The organism is Pseudomonas sp. P2S-1 (assembly GCF_057197725.1).
Map to the genome: position 1 here is coordinate 4,279,861 of NZ_CM170068.1, position 19,003 is coordinate 4,298,863.

Consider the following 19,003-nt stretch of genomic DNA (forward strand, 5'->3'; position numbering starts at 1 on the left):
GGCGAGGATAGCAAAGGACGCCTGGGTTATGCTTCCCCGGTGAATGGTTCAAGGAAGCTGTACGTGACTGGACTGACCGATCTGGACAAACGCTGGCTGACCGAAGCGGTACGCCTGCGCGAAGAACATACCGGCCCCCTCGACGACCAGGAAGCCAACCGCCGCGCCCGCCAGGCAGGCGGCGACCTGGCCCAGCGCATCGAGACCCGCGCCCTGTGGCTGGCTGAACGCGATGGCCTGCGCCAGGCGCTGGAGCACTACAAGCGCGGCGCGCGCCTGGCCTTGCTGGCGCTGCTGGTGCTGGCCGTGGTCAGCGGCAGCGGGCTGGCCTTCGCCGCCCTCGGCGACGGGCAGCGCCCGGTCAATGTGTTCTGGGCCCTGGGCAGCCTGCTCGGGCTCAACCTGCTGTTGCTGCTGGGCTGGGCTGCCGGGTTTTTCCTGGCCGGCGAGCAAGGTGCGAGCCTCGGACGCCTATGGCTGTGGCTCAGCGAAAAGCTTGCCCGCGATGCCAAGGCCGCCCACCTCGCCCCTGCCTTGCTGGTCCTGCTGCAACGCCAGCGCCTGACCCGCTGGCTGCTCGGTGCGCTGGTGCATGGTTTGTGGTTGCTGGCGCTGGGCAGCGCGCTGGTACTGATGCTGATGCTGCTTTCAACCAGGCGCTACGGCTTCGTCTGGGAAACCACCCTGCTTCAACCCGACACCTTCGTCAGCCTGACCCAGGCCCTCGGCGCCCTGCCGGCACTGCTCGGTTTCAGCACACCGGACGTGGCGATGATCCGCGCCAGCGGCGACAGCCTGCCGGCCCTGGACCTCAGCCGCCAGGCCTGGGCCGGCTGGCTGTTGGGTGTGCTGGTGGTCTACGGCATCCTCCCGCGCCTGATCCTCGCCGCCCTGTGCCAATGGCGCTGGCGCCAGGGCTGTGCGCGGCTGGCGCTGGACCTCAAGCTGCCCGGCTACAGCAGCCTGCGCGAAGCGCTGATGCCGAGCAGCGAACGCCTCGGCGTCAACGATGCCGCCCCCGAGCACCTGCCGCAGATCCAGCGCAGCCAGGACGATGTGCAGCACGAAGGCGCGCTGCTGGTCGGCCTGGAGCTGGACGATCAGCGTCCCTGGCCGCCCGCCCTGCCGGCCTCGGTCACCGATGCCGGTGTGCTCGACAGCCGCGAATCCCGCCGCCGTCTGCTCGACCAGCTCAGCCATTTCCCGCCAGCCCGCCTGGCGATTGCCTGCGACCCGCGCCGCTCGCCGGATCGTGGCAGCCTCGCGCTGCTCGCCGAACTGGCCCGCAGCGCTGCTGCCACGCGGATCTGGCTGATGCAACCACCTCAGGGCCAGGCCCTGGACGCCGAACGCCTTGGCGACTGGCACCAGGCGCTGGACCAACTGGGCCTGCCTCACGCCGACACCTCACCGCTGAACTGGCTGGAGCATGGACATGACTGATGCCCTGAAACTCGCCGTGGTCGGCCATACCAATGTCGGCAAGACTTCGCTGCTGCGCACCCTGACCCGGGATGTGGGTTTCGGCGAGGTGTCCCATCGTCCGAGCACCACCCGGCATGTCGAGGGCGCGCGGTTGTCGGTGGACGGTCAGCCGCTGCTGGAGCTGTACGACACTCCCGGACTGGAAGATGCCATCGCCCTGCTCGACTACCTCGAACGCCTGGAGCGGCCGGGCGAGCGGCTCGATGGACCGGCACGGCTGGAGCGTTTTCTGCAGAGTGCCGAGGCACGCCAGCGCTTCGAACAGGAAGCCAAAGTGCTGCGCCAGTTGATGGCCAGCGATGCCGGGCTGTATGTGATCGATGCCCGCGAGCCGGTGCTGGCCAAGTACCGCGACGAGCTGGAAGTCCTTGCCGGTTGCGGCAAGCCGCTGTTGCCGGTGCTCAACTTCGTCGCCAGCAGCGGCCACCGCGAGCCGGACTGGCGCGAAGCCCTGGCCCGCCTCGGCCTGCATGCGCTGGTACGTTTCGACAGCGTGGCGCCGCCGGAAGATGGCGAGCGGCGGCTGTATGAAAGCCTCGCCCTGATGCTGGAAAACGCCCGCCCGGCGTTGCAGCGGCTGATCGATGACCAGCAGGCGCAGCGGCAGGTTCGCCAGCACAGCGGCAAGCGCCTGATCGCCGAACTGCTGGTGGATTGCGCGGCGGCACGGCGCAGCGTGGTGGCGAAGCCGGAGGCAGAAGCGGCCGCCATCGCCGAACTGCGCGATGCCATCCGCCAGCGGGAGCAGCGTTGTGTCGAGGCGCTGCTCAAGCTCTATGCGTTTCGCCGTGAGGATGCCAATGCCGGGGACCTGCCGTTGCTCGACGGGCGCTGGGGCGATGACCTGTTCAATCCGGAAACCCTCAAGCTGCTGGGCATTCGCCTGGGTGGCGGGGCCATGGCCGGGGCGGCGGCGGGTGCCGGGATCGATCTGGCAGTGGGCGGGCTGACCCTCGGTGTCGCCGCACTGGCCGGGGCGATTGCCGGTGGTGCGCTGGGGACGGCGCGCAGCTATGGCTCGCGCTTGCTCGGCAAGTTGAAGGGGCAGCAGGAACTGACGGTGGATGATGCGGTGCTGCGGTTGCTGGCAATGCGGCAGCGGCAGTTGTTGCAGGCGCTGGATAGCCGGGGGCATGCGGCGGTGAACCGGATCAGGCTGGACATGCCGCCGGATCAGGCCTGGCGGGAAGGCAAGCTGCCGGCGGCCTTGAGCAAGGCGCGGGCGCATCCGCAGTGGTCTTCGCTGAATCCGGGGGCCAGGTTGAGCCAGGCCGAAAGGCTGGAGCAGATCGAGGGGCTGGTGCTGGAGATCTAGGTTGTTCTTTCGGGCCTCATCGCTGGCAAGCCAGCTCCCACAGGGTCCAGCGGTGCACGCGAGACCTGTAGCACTCAAGTCCACCCAAGAAATGCAACTGTCAAGATCCAGCGGTGCACGCGATACCTGTGGGAGCTGGCTTGCCAGCGATGAGGCCCGGAAGCTCACCGAACAGCTCAGGTCAGTAACGCCAAAGCCTTGGCCCTGAGCACCCCAAGATCCATCACCGGCACCCACTCCAGCTTCGCTTCCTCATCCCACACCCGCATGCGCAAACTCACCGCACACAACGGGTCCCGTTCAAAGGCATCGGCTTCCTCCTCGCTCATCATCCCGCCCTGATACGCCAGGGTCCGCCGGCTCGCCTCGCTCAACCGCTGCAGATACCCCGGCTGGCGCAGCACCAGATAACGCTTGGCCTCGACGTGGTACTCCACCAGCTTCGCCATGCGCTCGCCAAATCCGCAGCGGCGCAGGCATTCGGCGCCGACGCGCTCGTGACTGACCACGCCATACCCGCCCATATCCGCCCCCTCGCACAGGTGCCCGATATCGTGGAAGAACGCCGCCAGCACCACTTCATCGTCGTAGCCCTCGGCCAAGGCCAGCCCGGCCGCCTGGGACATGTGCTCCAACTGGGACACCGGCTCACCGATGTAATCCTCGTCGCCATGCCGCTCATAGAGGGCGAACAGCCCGTCCACCACCTGCTCCGGCGTGCTCACAGGGCTTCACCCAGCAATCGCGCCACATGCCGCTCGGCCAGTGCCGGCCCGACGCTCATGCCGACGCCGGTGTGCATCAGCGCAGCGCTGATCCCGTCCGTCACCGGCAGCAACGAGAACGGTCCCGGCCCACCGGAGCCATACACGCCCTGCCAGCGCTCGACCACCTCGATACGCCCGCCAAGGGTGTGCTCGGCCAGTTCGATCATCCAATTGTCCACTTGCTCGGCATTGAACGGCGAGGCATCGCTGCCATAGCTGTGGGAGTCGCCGATGATCAGTTCGCCATGAGGCGTCGGGCTGATCAGCAGGTGAATGCCGTGCTCCAGCAGATGCGGGCTGCTGGCTTCGACCCGTTCGCGCAGCGGCACAGCTTCCGGCAGGTCGGCGTAGGCGCCGTAGTGCAGGCAACTCAAGCCGGTGAGCAGGGAGTGTTGCAGGCCCAGTTCGAAGCGCGGACGGGCGCGAAGCATTTGCAGGCGGCAGACCTGGGGCTGCAACGCGGCGATCGGCTCGGCGAGCAGGGTCTGGTAGTCGTGGCCGGAGCAGACCACGATCTGCTTGCCGCTGAAACTGCCAGCCGTGGTGTCGAGGCGACCCGGTTCGATGCCGCGCACCAGGGTGGAGAAGTGGAACTCCACGCCCATTTGCTCGCGCAGCCAGGTGATCAGGCTGGGCAGGGCTTCGCGGGAGAACACCTGCTGGTCGTCGAGGCCATGCAGGGCGGCGCGGTGATGGCTGAAACGGCCGTTGTAGAGGGCGCGCAGTTCATCGCCTTCGAGCAGGCGCGCGGGGTAGCCGTGCTCCACCGCGCGGGAAGTGCAGAAGGCTTCCAGCAGGTCGCGCTCCAGGTCGTTGCGGGCCAGCAGCAGCGAGCCGTTGCGCTTGATGGAGAAGCCGGCGGTTTCGGCCCAGTGCGCCCATAGCGGGCGACTGGCGCGGGCGAGGTCGAGCATGATGCCCGGCGGCTGGCCGCTGATCAGGGCCTGGCCGAAGTTGCGCACCGAGGCGCCCAGCGGCGTGGCACTGCGTTCGAAGACCTTGACCCGCAGGCCACGGCGGGCAGCGGCATAGGCGTGGGAGAGGCCGAGGATGCCGGCGCCGACAATCAGGAAATCGGTCATTTCTGGTCCTGGTGTATGCAGGTTCAAAGAGCATCGCTGGCAAGCCAGCTCCCACAGGGTCCGAGCGGGAGCTGGCTTGCCAGCGATGAAGCCAATGAAGATCTACTGCTGCGCGACTTTCTCGGACTTGCCGTCATACCGCTTGCGCCACTCGCTGAGGATCTCGTCGCGATTCTTCGAGGCCCAGGCAAAGTCGTTCTTGATCAGGCGCTGCTCGTAATCCGCCGGCAGCTCGGTCTGCGGCTTGGCGATCCCCGGCTGGGCCAGCACGGCGAAGTTTTCCTTGTACAGCTCCATCGCCGCCGGGCTGGCGGAGAAGTCGGCCAGGCGCTTGGCCGCCTCTTCATGCTGGGTGCCCTTCATCACCGCAGTGGCCTCGATCTCCCAGCCCAGGCCTTCCTTCGGCAGGACGATGTCCAGCGGCGCGCCCTGGCGCTTGAGCTGCACGGCCGGGTATTCGAAGGAGATACCAATCGGGAATTCCCCCGCCGCCGCCAGCTTGCACGGCTTGGAACCGGAGTGGACGTACTGGCCGATGTTCTGGTGCAGGGCATCCATGTAGGCCCAGCCCTGCGGCTCGCCAAAGGTCTGCAGCCAGGCGCTGACATCGAGGAAGCCGGTGCCGGACGAGGCCGGGTTCGGCATGACGATCTTGCCCTTGTATTCAGGCTTGGTCAGGTCCTGCCAGCTCACCGGCTTGGTCAGGCCCTGCTTCTCGGCTTCGACAGTGTTGAAGCAGATGGTCGCGGCCCACACGTCCATGCCGACCCAGGCAGGCGGGTTGGCGGCGTCGCGGTAGTTCGCGCCGATCTTGCCCAGGTCCTTCGGCGCGTAGGTCTGCAGCATGCCCTGCTGGTCGAGGATCGCCAGGCTGGAAGCCGCCAGGCCCCAGACCGCGTCGGCCTGCGGGCGGTCCTTCTCGGCCAGCAGCTTGGCGGTGATGATCCCGGTGGAGTCACGCACCCACTTGATCTCGATGTCCGGGTTGGCCTTTTCGAACGCCTGCTTGTAGCTCTTGAGCTGTTCGGCTTCCAGTGCGGTGTAGACCGTCAGCGAGGTCTGCGCGGCGCTGGCCTGCAGGCTGAACGCAGAGAGGACGGCAGCGGCAAGGGCGAGTGGCTTGAACATGATGCGGTTCCTTTGAAGGGACGTTGGTCAGGTTGGGTGGCGCGATCAAGGCCTAAGCGCGCGTTGGCGCCAGGCCTGGGAGCGTTTCAGCAGGCCGTTGGAGGCCCAGGCCAGCAGCAGCGAGACGCCGGCACTGGTGAACAGGATCAGGGTCGACATGGCCGCGGCGCCGCCAACATTGCCGGCGTCGTCCATGTTCAGCACGGCGACGGCGGCGAGGATGGTGTCGGGGCTGTAGAGGAAGATCGCCGCCGACACCGTGGTCATCGCCGAGACGAACAGGTAGCGGATGATGTCCAGCAGCGCCGGCAGGCAGATCGGCACGGTGACCCGCAGGAAGTGCCGGTACAGCGGCGCCTTGAGCGACAGCGCGGCCGCCTCGAACTCGCCGTCGAGCTGGCGCAGGGCGGTGGTCGCGGTCATCTGCGCGGTGGTCAGGTAGTGGGCGATGGTGCAGATCACCAGCAGCGCCATGCTCCCGTAGAACACGTGCAGCGGGTTGCCCGGCAGGTTGAAGAAGAAGACGTAGCCCAGGCCCAGCACCAGCCCCGGTACCGCCATCGGCACGAAGCTGAGCAGACGCAGGACCAGGTTGAGGCTGCGCTGGCTGCGGGTCTTTTCCATCAGGTAGGCGCCGCTGAAGATCGCCACGCTGCCGATCAGCGCGGTGCCCAAGGCCATGGTCAGGCTGTTGCGGTAGGCCAGCCAGCCGCCGCCGGCGGTTTCGTCGAACTGGTAGTGCTTGAGCGACAGCGACAGGTTGTATGGCCAGAATTTCACCAGCGACGAGTACACCGCCATGCCCACCACCAGCAGGAGGATGGCGCAGACCAGCACAACCACGGCGAGGAACCAGGCATCACGCTGCCGCGAAACTGCCGGTTCAAAGACCTGGGCCCGCCCGCTCATGGCCTCGCCCTGGCGCCGGCGCAGCCAGGCATCGACGCCGAAGCTGAGCAGCGCCGGGAGCAGCAGGACCATGCCGATCAGCGCACCGCGACCGAACTGCTGCTGGCCGACCACCGCCTTGTAGGCTTCCAGCGCCAGCACCTGGTAGTCGCCGCCCACCACCACCGGCACGCCGAAGTCGGTGATGGTCAGGGTGAACACCAGGCAGAAGGCGGCGAACACGGCCTGGCGGGTGGCCGGCCAGGTGATGCTGTGGAAGGCGCGCCAGGGGCCCGCGCCCATGCTTGACGCGGCGTCGAACAGCCGGGCATCGGCCAGGGACAAGGCGGACAGCAGGATCATCAGGGCATGGGGGAAGGTGTAGATCGCCTCGCCCAGGACGATGCCCCAGAAGCCATAGATGTTGTCGCTGAGCAGCCCGCGCAGCAGCCCCTGGTTGCCGAACAGATAGACCAGGGCAATGGCCGGCAGCATCGACGGCGCCAGCAGCGGCAGCAGGGAAATCCCGCGCCAGAGGCGCTTGCCGGGGATCAGCGTGCGCTGTAGGGCGTAGGCGAACAGGTAGGCCAAGGGCACGACGATGGCGGCGACGCTGAGCGAGACCTTGAGGCTGTTGCCCAGCAGCCAGTGGAAGTTGGCGCTGGCGAACAGTTCACGGGCCGCGACCAGGCCACCACCCTGCCCGGCTTCGCTGCTGAAGCCGCGCCAGAAGATGGCCAGCAACGGCAGCAGTACCGAGACCACAAGGAACATCAGCAGCAGCCATTTGCCGCCGACCACGAACAAGCGGTCACCCAGGGCAACGCCGGACCGCGGTTTTGCCTTCGCCTGGGCGATCGGCAGGGTGAGGGGAGCGCCCATTTCAGGCAAAGACCTGCAGGCTGCGCGGCGGCAGGGCCACCCAGATGTCCTGCGAACCCAGGCGCGGCATGGCTTCCGGGGCGACTTCGGCGAGCAGGGCGTGGCCCGGCAGTTGATGCAGTTCGAAGCTCATGCGGCAGCGGTTGCCGAGGAAGGTGATTTCCCGCAGACGCGCCGGGAACAGGTTTTCCTCGTGGACGATCGGGTTGATGGTGATCGCCTCGGGACGGCAGAACAGCCGGCCACTGCCGCTGGCCTTGGCGCCCGGGGCCAGGCGCAGGTTGAGGTCGCCGACCTGGGCATGACTGTCGCTGCAACGCTGGAACGGCAGCCAGTTGCCCTGGCCGATGAACTCGGCGACGAACGGCGTGGCCGGGCGGTCGTAGATTTCCTGGGCGGTGGCGTACTGCTCGACCTGGCCGTTGTTCATCACGGCGATGCGGTCGGCCATCAGCATGGCTTCGTCCTGATTGTGGGTAACCATCAGGGTGGTGATGCCCAGTTGGCGCTGGAGCTGGCGCAGCTCGGTGCACAGATGGTCACGGACCCGGGCGTCGAGGGCCGACATGGGTTCGTCGAGCAGCAGCAGGGACGGCGCCGGGGCCAGGGCGCGGGCCAGGGCGACGCGTTGCTGCTGGCCGCCGGAGAGCTGGCCGGGGTATTTCTTTTCGCTGCCGGTCAGGCCGACCAGTTCCAGCATCTGCCCGACGCGCTGGCGCACCTCGTTGCGGCCGCTGCCGGCCAGGCCGTAGGCGATATTGGCTTCGACGGTGAGGTTGGGGAACAGCGCGTAGGACTGGAACAGGATCCCGTAGTCACGGGCTTGCGGCGGCAGGGTGGAGATATCTCGGCCGCCGATCATCAGCTCGCCGCAGTCCTGGCGTTCGAGGCCGGCGATGCAGCGCAGCAAGGTGGTCTTGCCGCAGCCGGACGGGCCGAGCAGGCAGACCAGCTCGCCGGCGGCGACGTCGAGGGATACATCCTGCAGGGCGGTGAAGGCCCCGAAGCGTTTGTTGATGCCGCGAACGCGCAACTGGGCGCCGGGTTGTGCAAGCGTGTTGTTCATGACAGGACCTCACCGAACGAATGAGGGTCATGCTAGGTACGCTTTGCGAAGGTTCCGTGGCGTTGGGGCAAAAGCTGCCGATAGTGGTATTGGCAGATTTTTGTTGGTGCTCTTGAGGGCCTCATCGCTGGCAAGCCAGCTCCCACAGGTTCAGCGGCGCCGCGGACACTGTGGGAGCTGGCTTGCCAGCGATAGGGCCCTCGAGTCAGGAATCAATGGCCGACATTTCCTGGGCCAACCCCAAAAAAGCAGCCGGCAACCGCGCCTGACGCCTTTCCTTCAGGCAATACAGATACTCATGCATCACCGGTGCCCCCTCCAGGCTGAGCACCCGCAGTTCCGGGTTATGCGGCACTTCATGCCGGGCAATGATGCTGATCCCGATATTCCTCAGCACCGCCTCGCGAATCGACTCGCGACTGCCGATCTCCAGCAGCGCCCCGACCTTCACCCCGGCCTCTTCAAGCATCTGCTCGGTCAGCTTGCGGGTCGTCGAGCCCTGCTCGCGCATCAGCAGGCAATGCCCGGCCAGCGCCGCCAGCGGCACCGACTCCCGCGAGGCCAATGGATGGCTGCGATGCACCGCCACCACCAGTGGATCGGTACCCAATATCCGCCGTATCAGCCGATTGTCTTCCAGCAACTGCGACGACGCCGCCACATCCACCCGGTATTCCTCCAGCAACTCCAGGACCTGCTGCGAGTTGCCGATCTCCACCGAGACCTCCACCTGCGGCAGGCGCTCACGGAAGATCTTCACCAGATCGAGGATGTAGTACGGCGCAGTCGCCGCCACCCGCAGCGTGCCCTGTTGCTGGCCGCTGTTGCGCAGGAAGAACTCGATATCGGCTTCCTTCTGCAGCAGGTCGCGCACCATCGGCAGCAGCCGTGCGCCCTCCTCGCTCAGGGCCAGACGCCGGCCACCGCGGTAGAACAGCTCGACGCCGTAATGGCTTTCCAGGTTGCGGATCTGCGTGGTGACGGTGGGCTGGCTGAGCCCGAGCTTCTTTGCCGCAAGGGTGATGCTGCCCAGGCGGGCCACCCGGTAGAACGCCTTCAGCTCGGAACTCAGCATAAATCCTCTTACTTTCTCAGCAGGCGCAGGCCGTTGAAGACCACCAGCAGGCTGACGCCCATATCGGCGAACACCGCCATCCACATGGTCGCCATGCCGGCAAAAGTGATCGCCAGGAAGATCGCCTTGATACCCAGGGCAAGAACGATGTTCTGCACCAGTATCGCCGCGCTTTGCCGCGAGAGCCTGACGAAGGCCGGGATTTTCCGCAAGTCGTCGTCCATCAGGGCGACGTCGGCGGTCTCGATGGCGGTGTCGGTGCCGGCGGCGGCCATGGCGAAACCGATCTCGGCGCGGGCCAGGGCCGGGGCGTCGTTGATGCCGTCGCCGACCATGCCGACCCGGTGGCCCTTGGCATACAGGTCCTCGATGGCCGCCAGCTTGTCAGCTGGGAGCAGGTTGCCGCGGGCTTCGTCGATACCCACCTGGGCAGCGATGGCATCGGCGGTGTGCGGGTTGTCGCCGGTGAGCATGACGGTACGGATACCCAGTTGGTGCAGCTCGGCAATGGCTTCGCGGCTGGTCTGCTTGACCGTGTCGGCCACGGCGAACAGGGCCAGCGGGCCGGAGCCGTCGAGGAGCAGGACCACGGTCTTGCCCTGGCGCTCCAGCACGTCCAGCCTGGCTTCCAGCTCCGTCGAGCACAGGCCCAGTTCTTCCACCAGGCGGTGGTTGCCGAGGTGGTAGAGCACACCGTCCACTTCACCGCTGACACCACGACCCATCAGGGCCTGGAAGTTGCCTACCTCTTCTCGGGCCAGGCCGTCTTCCTCACCTTTACGGGCAATGGCCATGGATACCGGGTGGTCGGAGCGGCCACCAAGGCTGGCGGCAATACGCTGGGCACGCTCGGCGAATAGTGGGTCGAGGACCTGGACGTCGGTCTGCACCGGCTTGCCGTGGGTCAGGGTGCCGGTCTTGTCGAGGGCGATGAAGTCCAGCTTGCGCCCGCCTTCCAGGTACACGCCGCCCTTGATCAGGATGCCCTTGCGTGCGGCGGCGGCGAGGCCGCTGACGATGGTCACCGGGGTGGAAATCACCAGGGCGCAGGGGCAGGCCACTACCAGCAGGACCAGGGCGCGGTAGATCCAGTCGAACCAGGCCCCGGCCATGAACAGCGGCGGAATCACGGCCACGGCGAGGGCGAAGGCGAAGACTGCCGGGGTGTAGATTTTCGAGAATTGATCGACGAAGCGCTGGGTCGGCGCCCTCGCACCCTGGGCCTCTTCGACGGCGCGGATGATACGCGCCAGGGTCGACTCGCCGGCAGCGGCAGTCACCCGGAACTCCAGGGCGCCGGACTGGTTGATGGTGCCAGCGAAGACCTTGTCACCCGGGCCTTTTTCCACAGGCAGGCTTTCGCCGGTGATGGGCGCCTGGTCGATGCTCGACTGGCCGCTGACCACCTCGCCATCCAGCCCGACTCGCTCGCCGGGACGCAGCCGCACCAAAGAGCCAAGCGGCACCTTGGCGACTTCCATCTCCAGCCACTGGCCGTCGGCCTGCTGCACCGTGGCCATGTCGGGGCTCAACTGCATCAGCCCGCCGATGGCGTTGCGCGCACGGTCCAGGGACCGGGCCTCGATCACCTCGGCGAGGGTGAACAGCACCATCACCATGGCCGCTTCCGGCCACTGGCCGATCAGCACGGCGCCGGTCACGGCGATGCTCATCAGCGCGTTGATGTTGAGGTTGCGGTTCTTCAGAGCGATCCAGCCCTTCTTGTAGGTGCCCAGGCCGCAGCCGAGGATCGCCGCCAGGGCCAGGGCCGCCACCATCCACTCCGGCGCAGCAGCGGTGAAATGTACGATTTCCGCCGCCAGTGCAGCCACGCCGGACAACGCCAGTGGCCACCAGGACTTCTTCACCGGGGCCGGCTTGGCTTCGGCAGCCTCGTCGGTCAGCGGCTCGGCCTTCATGCCCAGCGAAGCGATGGCCTGCTCGATGCCCTGGGTATCGCCATGGGTGTGGCGCACGCCGAGGATGCGGTTGATCAGGTTGAATTCCAGTTGCTCGACGCCGTCCAGCTTGCCCAGTTTGTTCTGGATCAGGGTCTGCTCGGTCGGGCAGTCCATGGCCTCGATGCGGAAGCGGCTGAGGCGGGCGTCGGCGCTGGCCTTTTCGCTCAGTTGCACCAGCGCCGGGGCTTCGGCGGCGGAACAGCAACTATGGGCATGCGCATGATCATGCGACTTATGGTCGTGATCGTGGTGCTTATGTTCGTGATCGTGGGTGACAGGCTGGTTCATGGGGTTCATCCCTAAATGTCCTGTTGCCAAGTGAACACCCTGTAGCCACTATAGGGTCAAGCAACCTGTCGAGGTATTTGCAGATGAAGATCGGCGAACTGGCCAAGGCCACCGATTGCGCGGTGGAGACCATCCGTTACTACGAGCGGGAAAACCTGCTGCCGGAACCGGCGCGCAGCGAGGGCAATTACCGGGTCTACACCCAGGCCCATGTCGAGCGGCTGACCTTCATCCGCAACTGCCGAACGCTGGACATGACGCTGGAGGAGATTCGCAGCCTGCTACGGCTAAGGGACAGCCCGCAGGACCAGTGTGAAAGCGTCAATGCGCTGGTCGACGAACATATCGAGCACGTACAGGCGCGGATCGACGGGCTGGTGGCGCTGCAGGAGCAATTGGTGGAGTTGCGCAGAAGATGCCGCGCCGAGGGCGAGCATTGCGCGATTCTGGAGAGACTGGAAGTGAATGGGGCGGTTTCGGTGCCGGAGGGAGAACACTCCCATGTCGGTAGAAGTCACGGCCATTAAGACTCGCCGCTAACCCTGTGGGAGCTGGCTTGCCAGCGATGAGGCCATCATGAGCAATGATGTTGTCTGATCTGGCCAAATCGCTGGCAAGCCAGCTCCCACAGGGATTGTGTGTACTGCTAGAGCCGGTTTAAACCGCCATCGGCGCCGTCATCGGCGCATGGTGCTCATACCCTTCCAGGCTGAAGTCACTCGGCTCGATCTTCTCCAGCCACTCCGGCTCGTACTTGCCGGTCTTGGCAAACTCCGGCACCCGGTCCGAAATCACCAGCTTCGGCGCTTCCAGCGGTTCGCGCTTGAGCTGCTCGTTGAGCATGTCCAGGTGGTTTTCATACACATGGGCATCGCCGATGAAGTAGGTGAACCAGCGCGGCGTGTAGCCGGTCAGGCGACCGATCAGCGACAGCAGCGCAGCGCCTTCGGTGAGGTTGAACGGTGTGCCCAGGCCCAGGTCGTTGGAGCGGATGTAGAGCGTCAGGGAGATCTCTTTGGTCTGGGTGTTCGGGTGGAACTGGTACAGCAGGTGGCACGGCGGCAGGGCCATTTCGTCCAGCTGCGCGCAGTTCCAGCCGTGGAACAGGATGCGCCGGCTGTTGGGGTCGTTGATGATGGTGTCGACACACTGGCGGATCTGGTCGATGGCCTTGTACAGCACGACAAAGGCTTCACCGTCTTCTTCGGACTCGGCGATCTTCACGAAACCACTGTTCTGCGCCAACTCGATGGCCGCCGGGTTGCTCAGCGGGATGCGCTTGTAGGCAGGCCATTGGCGCCATTGCACGCCATAGATCTCGCCGAGGTCGTCATGCCCCTGGCGGAACGGGTTGGCCAGCCATTGGGCGTTTTCGTTGGCGTTCTGGTCCCAGACCTTGCAGCCCAGCTCGCGGAATTCGCCGGCGTTCTTCACGCCACGGAGGAAGCCGACCATCTCGCCGATGGCCGATTTGAACGCCAGCTTGCGCGTGGTGATGGCCGGGAAGCCCTTCTGCAGGTCGAAACGCAGCATGGCGCCCGGCAGGGCGATGGTGCGCACGCCGGTGCGGTTTTCCTGAAGGGTGCCGTTCTCGATAACGTCGCGGACCAGGTCCAGATACTGTTTCATAGCGTTCCTGTAACGAAGACGGCAGGGGGATCGCCCCTGCCGTGGAAAATCAGACCGCGGGTTTGACCGTCGGCTTGCGATTATAGGCCCACCAGATCAAGGCGAGACCGCCGACGATCATCGGGACGCAGAGAATCTGACCCATGGTCAGCCAGCCCCAGGCCAGGTAGCCCAACTGGGCGTCCGGCACGCGAACGAATTCGACGATGAAGCGGAAGATCCCGTAGAACAGCGCGAACATGCCAGACACCGCCATGGTCGGCCGCGGCTTGCGCGAGTACAGCCAGAGGATCAGGAACAGCGCGACGCCTTCCAGGGCGAACTGGTACAGCTGCGACGGGTGACGCGGCAGTTGCGCCGGGTCGCTGAACGGCGGGAAGACCATGGCCCATGGCACGTCGGTTGCCTTGCCCCACAGTTCGGCGTTGATGAAGTTGCCGATCCGCCCGGCCCCCAGGCCGATCGGTACCATCGGCGCGACGAAGTCCATCAGCTCGAAGAAGGTCTTGTTGTTGCGCTTGCCAAACCACAGCGCGGCGAGCATCACGCCGATGAAGCCGCCATGGAACGACATGCCGCCCTTCCACACTTCGAAGATCAGGGTCGGCTGGGCCAGGTAGGCGCTGAGGTCATAGAACAGCACGTAGCCGAGCCGTCCGCCGACGATCACACCCATGGACAGCCAGAACACCAGGTCCGAGAGCTTTTCCTTGGTCCATGTCGGATCGAAGCGGTTGAGCCGGCTCGACGCCAGCAGCCAGGCGCCACCGATACCGACCAGGTACATCAGGCCATACCAATGGATTTTCAGCGGCCCGATGGCCAGTGCCACGGGATCGATCTGCGGGTAAGGCAGCATGGTGACTCCTCTCGTTAAAGCAAAAAGCTCAGGCCGACACAGAACAGCAGCGCGGCGAACAGGCGTTTGAGCAGGCGCGGCGACAATTTGTGCGCCAGGCGTGCGCCGAAACGGGCAAAAAACATGCTGGTGACAGCAATGCCGATCAGTGCCGGCAGGTAGACGAAGCCGAGACTATGGGGCGGCAGGTGCTCTTCGTGCCAGCCCAGCAGCATGAAACTCAAGGCGCTGACCAAAGCGATCGGCAGGCCGCAGGCCGACGAGGTCGCCACCGCCTGCTGCATCGGCAGGCTGCGCCAGGTCAGGAACGGCACGGTCAGCGAGCCGCCACCGATGCCGAAGATCGCCGAAGCCCAGCCTACCACGCTGCCCGCCAGGGTCAGGCCGACCTTGCCGGGCACGCCGCGGCTGGCCTTGGGCTTGAGGTCCAGGGTCATCTGCACGGCGACCAGCAGGGCGAACACGCCGATGATCTTCTGCAGCAACGGACCCTGGATCAGCGAGGCGGTCTTGGAGCCGATGACGGCGCCGATCAGGATACCCAGGGTCATCCAGGCGAAGATCGGCCACTGCACCGCGCCCTTGCGATGGTGCTCGCTGATGGCGTTGATCGAGGTGAAGACGATGGTCGCCAGCGAGGTGCCGACGGCCAGGTGGGTCAGCACGGAAGCGTCGAAGCCCTGCAGGGTGAAGCTGAACACCAGCACCGGCACGATGATGATCCCGCCACCGACGCCGAACAGCCCGGCCAGCACGCCCGCGCAGGCGCCCAGTAGCAGGTAGAGCACGAATTCCATTGTCGCCCCCGGAAAATTCAGTCCGGCATGGTAACGGAAGCCGGGCACTTGCCTCCACTAAAGGCGGATGAAGACCTTGTCAGGACCGTCTGAGGTAGAGTGAGGCACCACCGACAAGAGAATGGGACACACGATGTGCCTGATCGTTTTCGCCTGGCAGCCGGGGCATGCCCGGCCGCTGATCGTCGCGGCCAACCGTGACGAGTTCTATGCCCGACCGACCCAGGCCCTGGCCGCTTGGGACGAGGTGCCTGGTGTGCATGCCGGGCGCGACCTGGAAGCCGGCGGTACCTGGCTGGGCGTGGGGCCGCAGGGGCGGTTCGCGGCGCTGACCAATATTCGCGATCCGGGGCAGGCGCTGGGCGCCAGGTCGCGGGGCGAGCTGGTGGCGGGGTATCTGCGCGGGGAGCTGTCGGTCGAGGCCTATCTGCAGAAGGTGGCTGGCGAGGCGGGGCTTTATTCGGGGTTCAACCTGCTGGTCGGGGATGCCGCGCAGTTGGGGTATCTGCATGCGGGTGGTGCGCCGAGGATGCTGGAGGCCGGGGTGTATGGGCTATCGAATGCGGCGCTGGATACGCCATGGCCGAAGCTGGTGAAGGCGCGGGAAGGGTTGCGGGAGCGGCTGGATGATCCGCAACTGGAAGACCTGTTCGAACTGCTGGGGGATGGCCGGCAGGCGGCGGATGGGGAGCTGCCCAGTACCGGGGTCGGGTTGGCGACCGAGCGGTTGCTCTCCAGTGTGTTCATTGCCAGCCAGAATTATGGGACTCGGGCGAGTACGGTGCTGGTGGTTGAGGCAGATGGGCGGCGCAGGCTGGTGGAAAGGAGTTTTGGGCCGTTTGGGGGGCATCTGGGCGAAGTCGAATTGATGCTGTGAAGCTGAGGGCCTCATCGCTGGCAAGCCAGCTCCCACAGGTTCAGCGGTGCACGCGGTCCTTGTGGGAGCTGGCTTGCCAGCGATGAGGCCCTGGAGAGCGACAGAAATCAGTGCGGATTGATCATCCGCGACAGCCCCAGGTTCTTCAGGGCCAGGTGCAAGGTGCTGTGGATAACCTGCGGGTTATCGATCTCCATCACCTGCGCCAGCATCTCCTTGGATTTGCCCATGCTGATCTGGCGCAGCATCCACTTGACCTTCGGCAGGTTGGTGGCGTTCATCGACAGGCTGTCGAAGCCCATGGCCATCAACAGCACCGCCGCCGCCGGGTCGCCGGCCATTTCGCCGCAGATACTCACCGGCTTGCCTTCGGCATGGGCCGCCGTCACGACGTGCTGCAAGGCCTGGAGCACCGCCGGGTGCAGGTAGTCGTAGAGGTCGGCGACCCGCGGGTTGTTGCGGTCCACCGCCAGCAGGTACTGGGTCAGGTCGTTGGAACCGACCGAGAGGAAGTCCACCTGGCGCGCCAATTCCTTGGTCTGGTACACGGCGGCAGGAATCTCCACCATCACCCCCACCGGCGGCATCGGCACGTCGGTGCCTTCGTCACGCACTTCGCCCCAGGCACGGTGGATCAGGTGCAAAGCCTCTTCCAGCTCGTGAATCCCGGAGATCATCGGCAGCAGGATGCGCAGGTTGTTCAGGCCTTCGCTGGCCTTGAGCATGGCGCGGGTCTGTACCAGGAAGATTTCCGGGTGGTCGAGGGTGACGCGGATGCCGCGCCAGCCGAGGAACGGGTTGTCTTCCTTGATCGGGAAGTACGAGAGCGCCTTGTCGCCACCGATATCCAGGCTGCGCATGGTCACCGGCAGCGGATGGAAGGCCGCCAGCTGTTCGCGGTAGATCGCCAGCTGTTCCTTCTCGCTGGGGAAGCGCTGGTTGATCATGAACGGCACTTCGGTGCGGTACAGGCCAACGCCCTCGGCGCCACGCTGCTGCGCCCGCGCCACGTCGGCGAGCAGGCCGGTGTTGACCCACAGCGGCATGCGGTGGCCGTCGGTGGTTTCGCACGGCAGTTCGCGCAGGGCATCGAGGCCCTGGGCCAGCTGGCGCTCCTCCTCGACCACATCGGCGTATTGCTTGCGCAGCACCTCGCTGGGGTTGGTGTAGACGTCGCCCTTGTAGCCGTCGACGATCATCTGGATGCCGTCGACCTTGGAATACGGCAGGTCGACCAGGCCCATCACCGTGGGAATGCCCATGGCCCGGGCGAGGATCGCCACGTGGGAGTTGCCCGAACCCAGTACCGAGATCAGGCCCGCCAGCTTGCCTTCCGGCACTTCGCCGAGCATCGCCGGGGTCAGTTCTTCACTGACGAGGATGGTGTTGTCCGGGTAGACCAACGAAAGCTGGCGGGCTTCCTGGAGGTAGGCCAGCAGGCGCCGGCCGAGGTCCTTCACGTCCGAAGCCCGTTCGCGCAGGTAGGCGTCGTCCATCAGCTCGAAGCGGTTGACGTGCTCGCCGACCACCTGGCGCAGGGCACCCTGGGCCCACTGGCCGGTCTTGATGACCTCGACCACTTCGCCGCCCAGGGCCGCGTCGTCGAGCATCATCAGGTAGACGTCGAACAACGCCCGTTCCTCCGGCCGCAGCTGGGTCGCCAGCTTGGCCGACAGGGTGCGCATGTCGCTGCGCACGCCCTCGAGGGCGTTGTTGAAGAGTTTGAGTTCAGCGTCGATGTCGGTGACGGTCTTGTCCGGCACCACATCGAGATCGGCCGGCGGCAGCATGACCACCGCGGTACCCACGGCAGCGCCCGGCGAACCCGGCACACCAACGAACTTGGCTTCCTGGATACCCTTGCCCTGGCGGCCCAGGCCGCGGATCGAGCCGGTGGCCTCGGCGTGGGCGATAACCCCGGCGAGCTGCGCGCTCATGGTGACCAGGAAGGCTTCCTCGCCCTCGTCGAACTGGCGCCGCTCCTTTTGCTGGATGACCAGGACCCCGACCACGCGACGGTGGTGGATGATCGGCGCACCGAGGAAGGAGGCGAAACGCTCCTCGCCGGTCTCGGCAAAGTAGCGGTAGCGCGGGTGGTCGGCGGCGTTTTCCAGGTTAAGCGGTTCTTCCCGCGTGCCGACCAGGCCCACCAGGCCCTCGTTCGGCGCCATGCTGACCTTGCCGATGGAGCGCTTGTTCAGGCCTTCGGTGGCCATCAGGACGAAACGGTTGGTTTCCGGGTCGAGCAGGTAGACCGAGCAGACCTGGCTGCCCATGGCCTCTTTGACGCGCAAGACAATGATCCCCAACGCCGTCTTGAGATCCTTGGCGGAGTTAACTTCCTGGACGATCTTGCGCAGCGTATTGAGCATGGCTCGGGGTCGAACTCCGTCGTCAGTCGCGCGCCAGCAGGCGCGGGGCAAGCTCTTTGAGCGCGCGGCGGTACACTTCGCGCTTGAATGTCACCACCTGGCCCAGCGGATACCAATAGCTGACCCAGCGCCAGCCATCGAACTCCGGTTTGCCGGTGAGATCCATCCGCACCCGCTGCTCGTTGGAAACCAGCCGCAGCAGGAACCACTTCTGTTTCTGGCCGATGCACAGCGGTTGGCTGTGGGTACGGACCAGACGTTGGGGTAAACGATAACGCAACCAGCCACGGGTGCAGGCAAGTATTTCCACGTCCTGACGCTCAAGGCCTACTTCTTCATTCAACTCGCGGTACAGAGCATCTTCCGGTGTTTCATCGGGGTTGATTCCCCCTTGTGGAAACTGCCAGGCATCCTGGTTGATTCGCCGGGCCCATAGCACCTGCCCAAGATCATTCGTCAGAATGATCCCGACATTGGGGCGAAAACCATCGGGGTCGATCACGGCAGCAACCTCGCAAACGCATGTCGCCGC

Annotated in this window: 16 protein-coding genes; 4 read left to right on the top strand and 12 right to left on the bottom strand. The window is 65.6% G+C overall.

Translation table 11 applies throughout. The features are described 5' to 3' along the window. Nucleotides 1–63 precede the first annotated feature (63 nt). Together AC2CQI_RS19120 and AC2CQI_RS19125 are read left to right on the top strand one after the other, a co-directional pair. Entirely contained in the window at nucleotides 64–1,443 is a 1,380-nt protein-coding gene (locus AC2CQI_RS19120) for a DUF2868 domain-containing protein (RefSeq protein ID WP_484577599.1), read from the top strand. Further along, the gene (locus tag AC2CQI_RS19125; RefSeq protein WP_484577600.1) at nucleotides 1,436–2,800 is read left to right on the top strand and encodes a GTPase/DUF3482 domain-containing protein; all 1,365 of its coding nucleotides are present in this window, start codon (nucleotides 1,436–1,438) and stop codon (nucleotides 2,798–2,800) included. Before AC2CQI_RS19120 ends, AC2CQI_RS19125 begins: the two co-directional genes overlap by 8 nt. Before the next feature lie 176 nt (nucleotides 2,801–2,976). Here AC2CQI_RS19125 and AC2CQI_RS19130 read toward each other — a convergent pair whose 3' ends face one another. From AC2CQI_RS19130 to AC2CQI_RS19160, 7 genes are all read right to left on the bottom strand, one after another. Next, nucleotides 2,977–3,525 carry a phosphonate degradation HD-domain oxygenase gene (locus tag AC2CQI_RS19130; RefSeq protein WP_484577601.1) on the bottom strand — a complete coding sequence of 183 codons (549 nt, stop codon included), beginning with the start codon at nucleotides 3,523–3,525 and terminating at the stop codon, nucleotides 2,977–2,979. After that, nucleotides 3,522–4,649: a TIGR03364 family FAD-dependent oxidoreductase gene (locus tag AC2CQI_RS19135; protein ID WP_484577602.1), complete on the bottom strand. Its 1,128-nt coding sequence runs from the start codon at nucleotides 4,647–4,649 to the stop codon at nucleotides 3,522–3,524. Before AC2CQI_RS19135 ends, AC2CQI_RS19130 begins: the two co-directional genes overlap by 4 nt. Before the next feature lie 102 nt (nucleotides 4,650–4,751). After that, nucleotides 4,752–5,777, bottom strand: coding sequence for a putative 2-aminoethylphosphonate ABC transporter substrate-binding protein (locus AC2CQI_RS19140; protein WP_484577603.1), 1,026 nt, complete (start codon nucleotides 5,775–5,777; stop codon nucleotides 4,752–4,754). 45 nt (nucleotides 5,778–5,822) lie between these two features. Continuing rightward, nucleotides 5,823–7,547, bottom strand: a complete 1,725-nt coding sequence (locus AC2CQI_RS19145) for a putative 2-aminoethylphosphonate ABC transporter permease subunit (RefSeq protein ID WP_484577604.1) — start codon at nucleotides 7,545–7,547, stop codon at nucleotides 5,823–5,825. A gap of 1 nt (nucleotide 7,548) precedes the next feature. Beyond that, nucleotides 7,549–8,613: a putative 2-aminoethylphosphonate ABC transporter ATP-binding protein gene (locus AC2CQI_RS19150; protein WP_484577605.1), complete on the bottom strand. Its 1,065-nt coding sequence runs from the start codon at nucleotides 8,611–8,613 to the stop codon at nucleotides 7,549–7,551. A gap of 205 nt (nucleotides 8,614–8,818) precedes the next feature. Further along, on the bottom strand, nucleotides 8,819–9,688 hold the full coding sequence (locus tag AC2CQI_RS19155) for a LysR family transcriptional regulator (RefSeq protein WP_075802898.1): 870 nt from the start codon (nucleotides 9,686–9,688) through the stop codon (nucleotides 8,819–8,821). An 8-nt stretch (nucleotides 9,689–9,696) separates the two neighbouring features. Continuing rightward, nucleotides 9,697–11,937, bottom strand: a complete 2,241-nt coding sequence (locus AC2CQI_RS19160; protein WP_484577606.1) for a heavy metal translocating P-type ATPase — start codon at nucleotides 11,935–11,937, stop codon at nucleotides 9,697–9,699. Nucleotides 11,938–12,020: 83 nt separating this feature from the next. On the opposite strand from AC2CQI_RS19160, the gene cadR reads away from it, so the two are divergent. Continuing rightward, complete coding sequence (cadR, locus tag AC2CQI_RS19165; protein WP_075802897.1) at nucleotides 12,021–12,464, top strand: Cd(II)/Pb(II)-responsive transcriptional regulator; 444 nt, start codon at nucleotides 12,021–12,023, stop codon at nucleotides 12,462–12,464. Between the two features lie 130 nt (nucleotides 12,465–12,594). Here cadR and AC2CQI_RS19170 read toward each other — a convergent pair whose 3' ends face one another. Genes AC2CQI_RS19170 through AC2CQI_RS19180 form a run of 3 tightly spaced genes read right to left on the bottom strand, consistent with a single transcriptional unit; the run spans nucleotide 12,595 to nucleotide 15,222 of the window. Further along, nucleotides 12,595–13,566 carry a thymidylate synthase gene (locus AC2CQI_RS19170; protein ID WP_484577607.1) on the bottom strand — a complete coding sequence of 324 codons (972 nt, stop codon included), beginning with the start codon at nucleotides 13,564–13,566 and terminating at the stop codon, nucleotides 12,595–12,597. Nucleotides 13,567–13,615: 49 nt separating this feature from the next. Next, nucleotides 13,616–14,425, bottom strand: coding sequence for a prolipoprotein diacylglyceryl transferase (gene lgt, locus AC2CQI_RS19175; RefSeq protein ID WP_075802895.1), 810 nt, complete (start codon nucleotides 14,423–14,425; stop codon nucleotides 13,616–13,618). Nucleotides 14,426–14,439: 14 nt separating this feature from the next. Then, nucleotides 14,440–15,222: a sulfite exporter TauE/SafE family protein gene (locus AC2CQI_RS19180; protein WP_075802894.1), complete on the bottom strand. Its 783-nt coding sequence runs from the start codon at nucleotides 15,220–15,222 to the stop codon at nucleotides 14,440–14,442. Nucleotides 15,223–15,355: 133 nt separating this feature from the next. On the opposite strand from AC2CQI_RS19180, the gene AC2CQI_RS19185 reads away from it, so the two are divergent. Continuing rightward, nucleotides 15,356–16,099, top strand: coding sequence for an NRDE family protein (locus AC2CQI_RS19185; protein WP_484577608.1), 744 nt, complete (start codon nucleotides 15,356–15,358; stop codon nucleotides 16,097–16,099). Between the two features lie 107 nt (nucleotides 16,100–16,206). Here the strand turns inward: AC2CQI_RS19185 and ptsP are convergent, their stop codons facing one another. Beyond that, the gene (gene ptsP, locus AC2CQI_RS19190) at nucleotides 16,207–18,471 is read right to left on the bottom strand and encodes a phosphoenolpyruvate--protein phosphotransferase (protein ID WP_075802892.1); all 2,265 of its coding nucleotides are present in this window, start codon (nucleotides 18,469–18,471) and stop codon (nucleotides 16,207–16,209) included. Nucleotides 18,472–18,493: 22 nt separating this feature from the next. Beyond that, a complete protein-coding gene (locus AC2CQI_RS19195; RefSeq protein WP_009396722.1) occupies nucleotides 18,494–18,973 on the bottom strand; it encodes an RNA pyrophosphohydrolase in 480 nt (159 codons plus the stop codon). Between the last annotated feature and the right edge of the window lie 30 nt (nucleotides 18,974–19,003).

What these genes read in the sequence shown, in the direction of transcription:
- AC2CQI_RS19125 (WP_484577600.1), top strand. Translation starts at nt 1,436, where the DNA reads ATGACTGATGCCCTGAAACTCGCCGTGGTCGGCCATACCAATGTCGGC.
- AC2CQI_RS19145 (WP_484577604.1), bottom strand. Translation starts at nt 7,547, where the DNA reads ATGGGCGCTCCCCTCACCCTGCCGATCGCCCAGGCGAAGGCAAAACCG.
- lgt (WP_075802895.1), bottom strand. Translation starts at nt 14,425, where the DNA reads ATGCTGCCTTACCCGCAGATCGATCCCGTGGCACTGGCCATCGGGCCG.
- AC2CQI_RS19160 (WP_484577606.1), bottom strand. Translation starts at nt 11,937, where the DNA reads ATGAACCAGCCTGTCACCCACGATCACGAACATAAGCACCACGATCAC.
- AC2CQI_RS19180 (WP_075802894.1), bottom strand. Translation starts at nt 15,222, where the DNA reads ATGGAATTCGTGCTCTACCTGCTACTGGGCGCCTGCGCGGGCGTGCTG.
- ptsP (WP_075802892.1), bottom strand. Translation starts at nt 18,471, where the DNA reads ATGCTCAATACGCTGCGCAAGATCGTCCAGGAAGTTAACTCCGCCAAG.
- AC2CQI_RS19185 (WP_484577608.1), top strand. Translation starts at nt 15,356, where the DNA reads ATGTGCCTGATCGTTTTCGCCTGGCAGCCGGGGCATGCCCGGCCGCTG.
- AC2CQI_RS19150 (WP_484577605.1), bottom strand. Translation starts at nt 8,613, where the DNA reads ATGAACAACACGCTTGCACAACCCGGCGCCCAGTTGCGCGTTCGCGGC.
- AC2CQI_RS19135 (WP_484577602.1), bottom strand. Translation starts at nt 4,649, where the DNA reads ATGACCGATTTCCTGATTGTCGGCGCCGGCATCCTCGGCCTCTCCCAC.
- AC2CQI_RS19155 (WP_075802898.1), bottom strand. Translation starts at nt 9,688, where the DNA reads ATGCTGAGTTCCGAGCTGAAGGCGTTCTACCGGGTGGCCCGCCTGGGC.
- cadR (WP_075802897.1), top strand. Translation starts at nt 12,021, where the DNA reads ATGAAGATCGGCGAACTGGCCAAGGCCACCGATTGCGCGGTGGAGACC.
- AC2CQI_RS19170 (WP_484577607.1), bottom strand. Translation starts at nt 13,566, where the DNA reads ATGAAACAGTATCTGGACCTGGTCCGCGACGTTATCGAGAACGGCACC.
- AC2CQI_RS19140 (WP_484577603.1), bottom strand. Translation starts at nt 5,777, where the DNA reads ATGTTCAAGCCACTCGCCCTTGCCGCTGCCGTCCTCTCTGCGTTCAGC.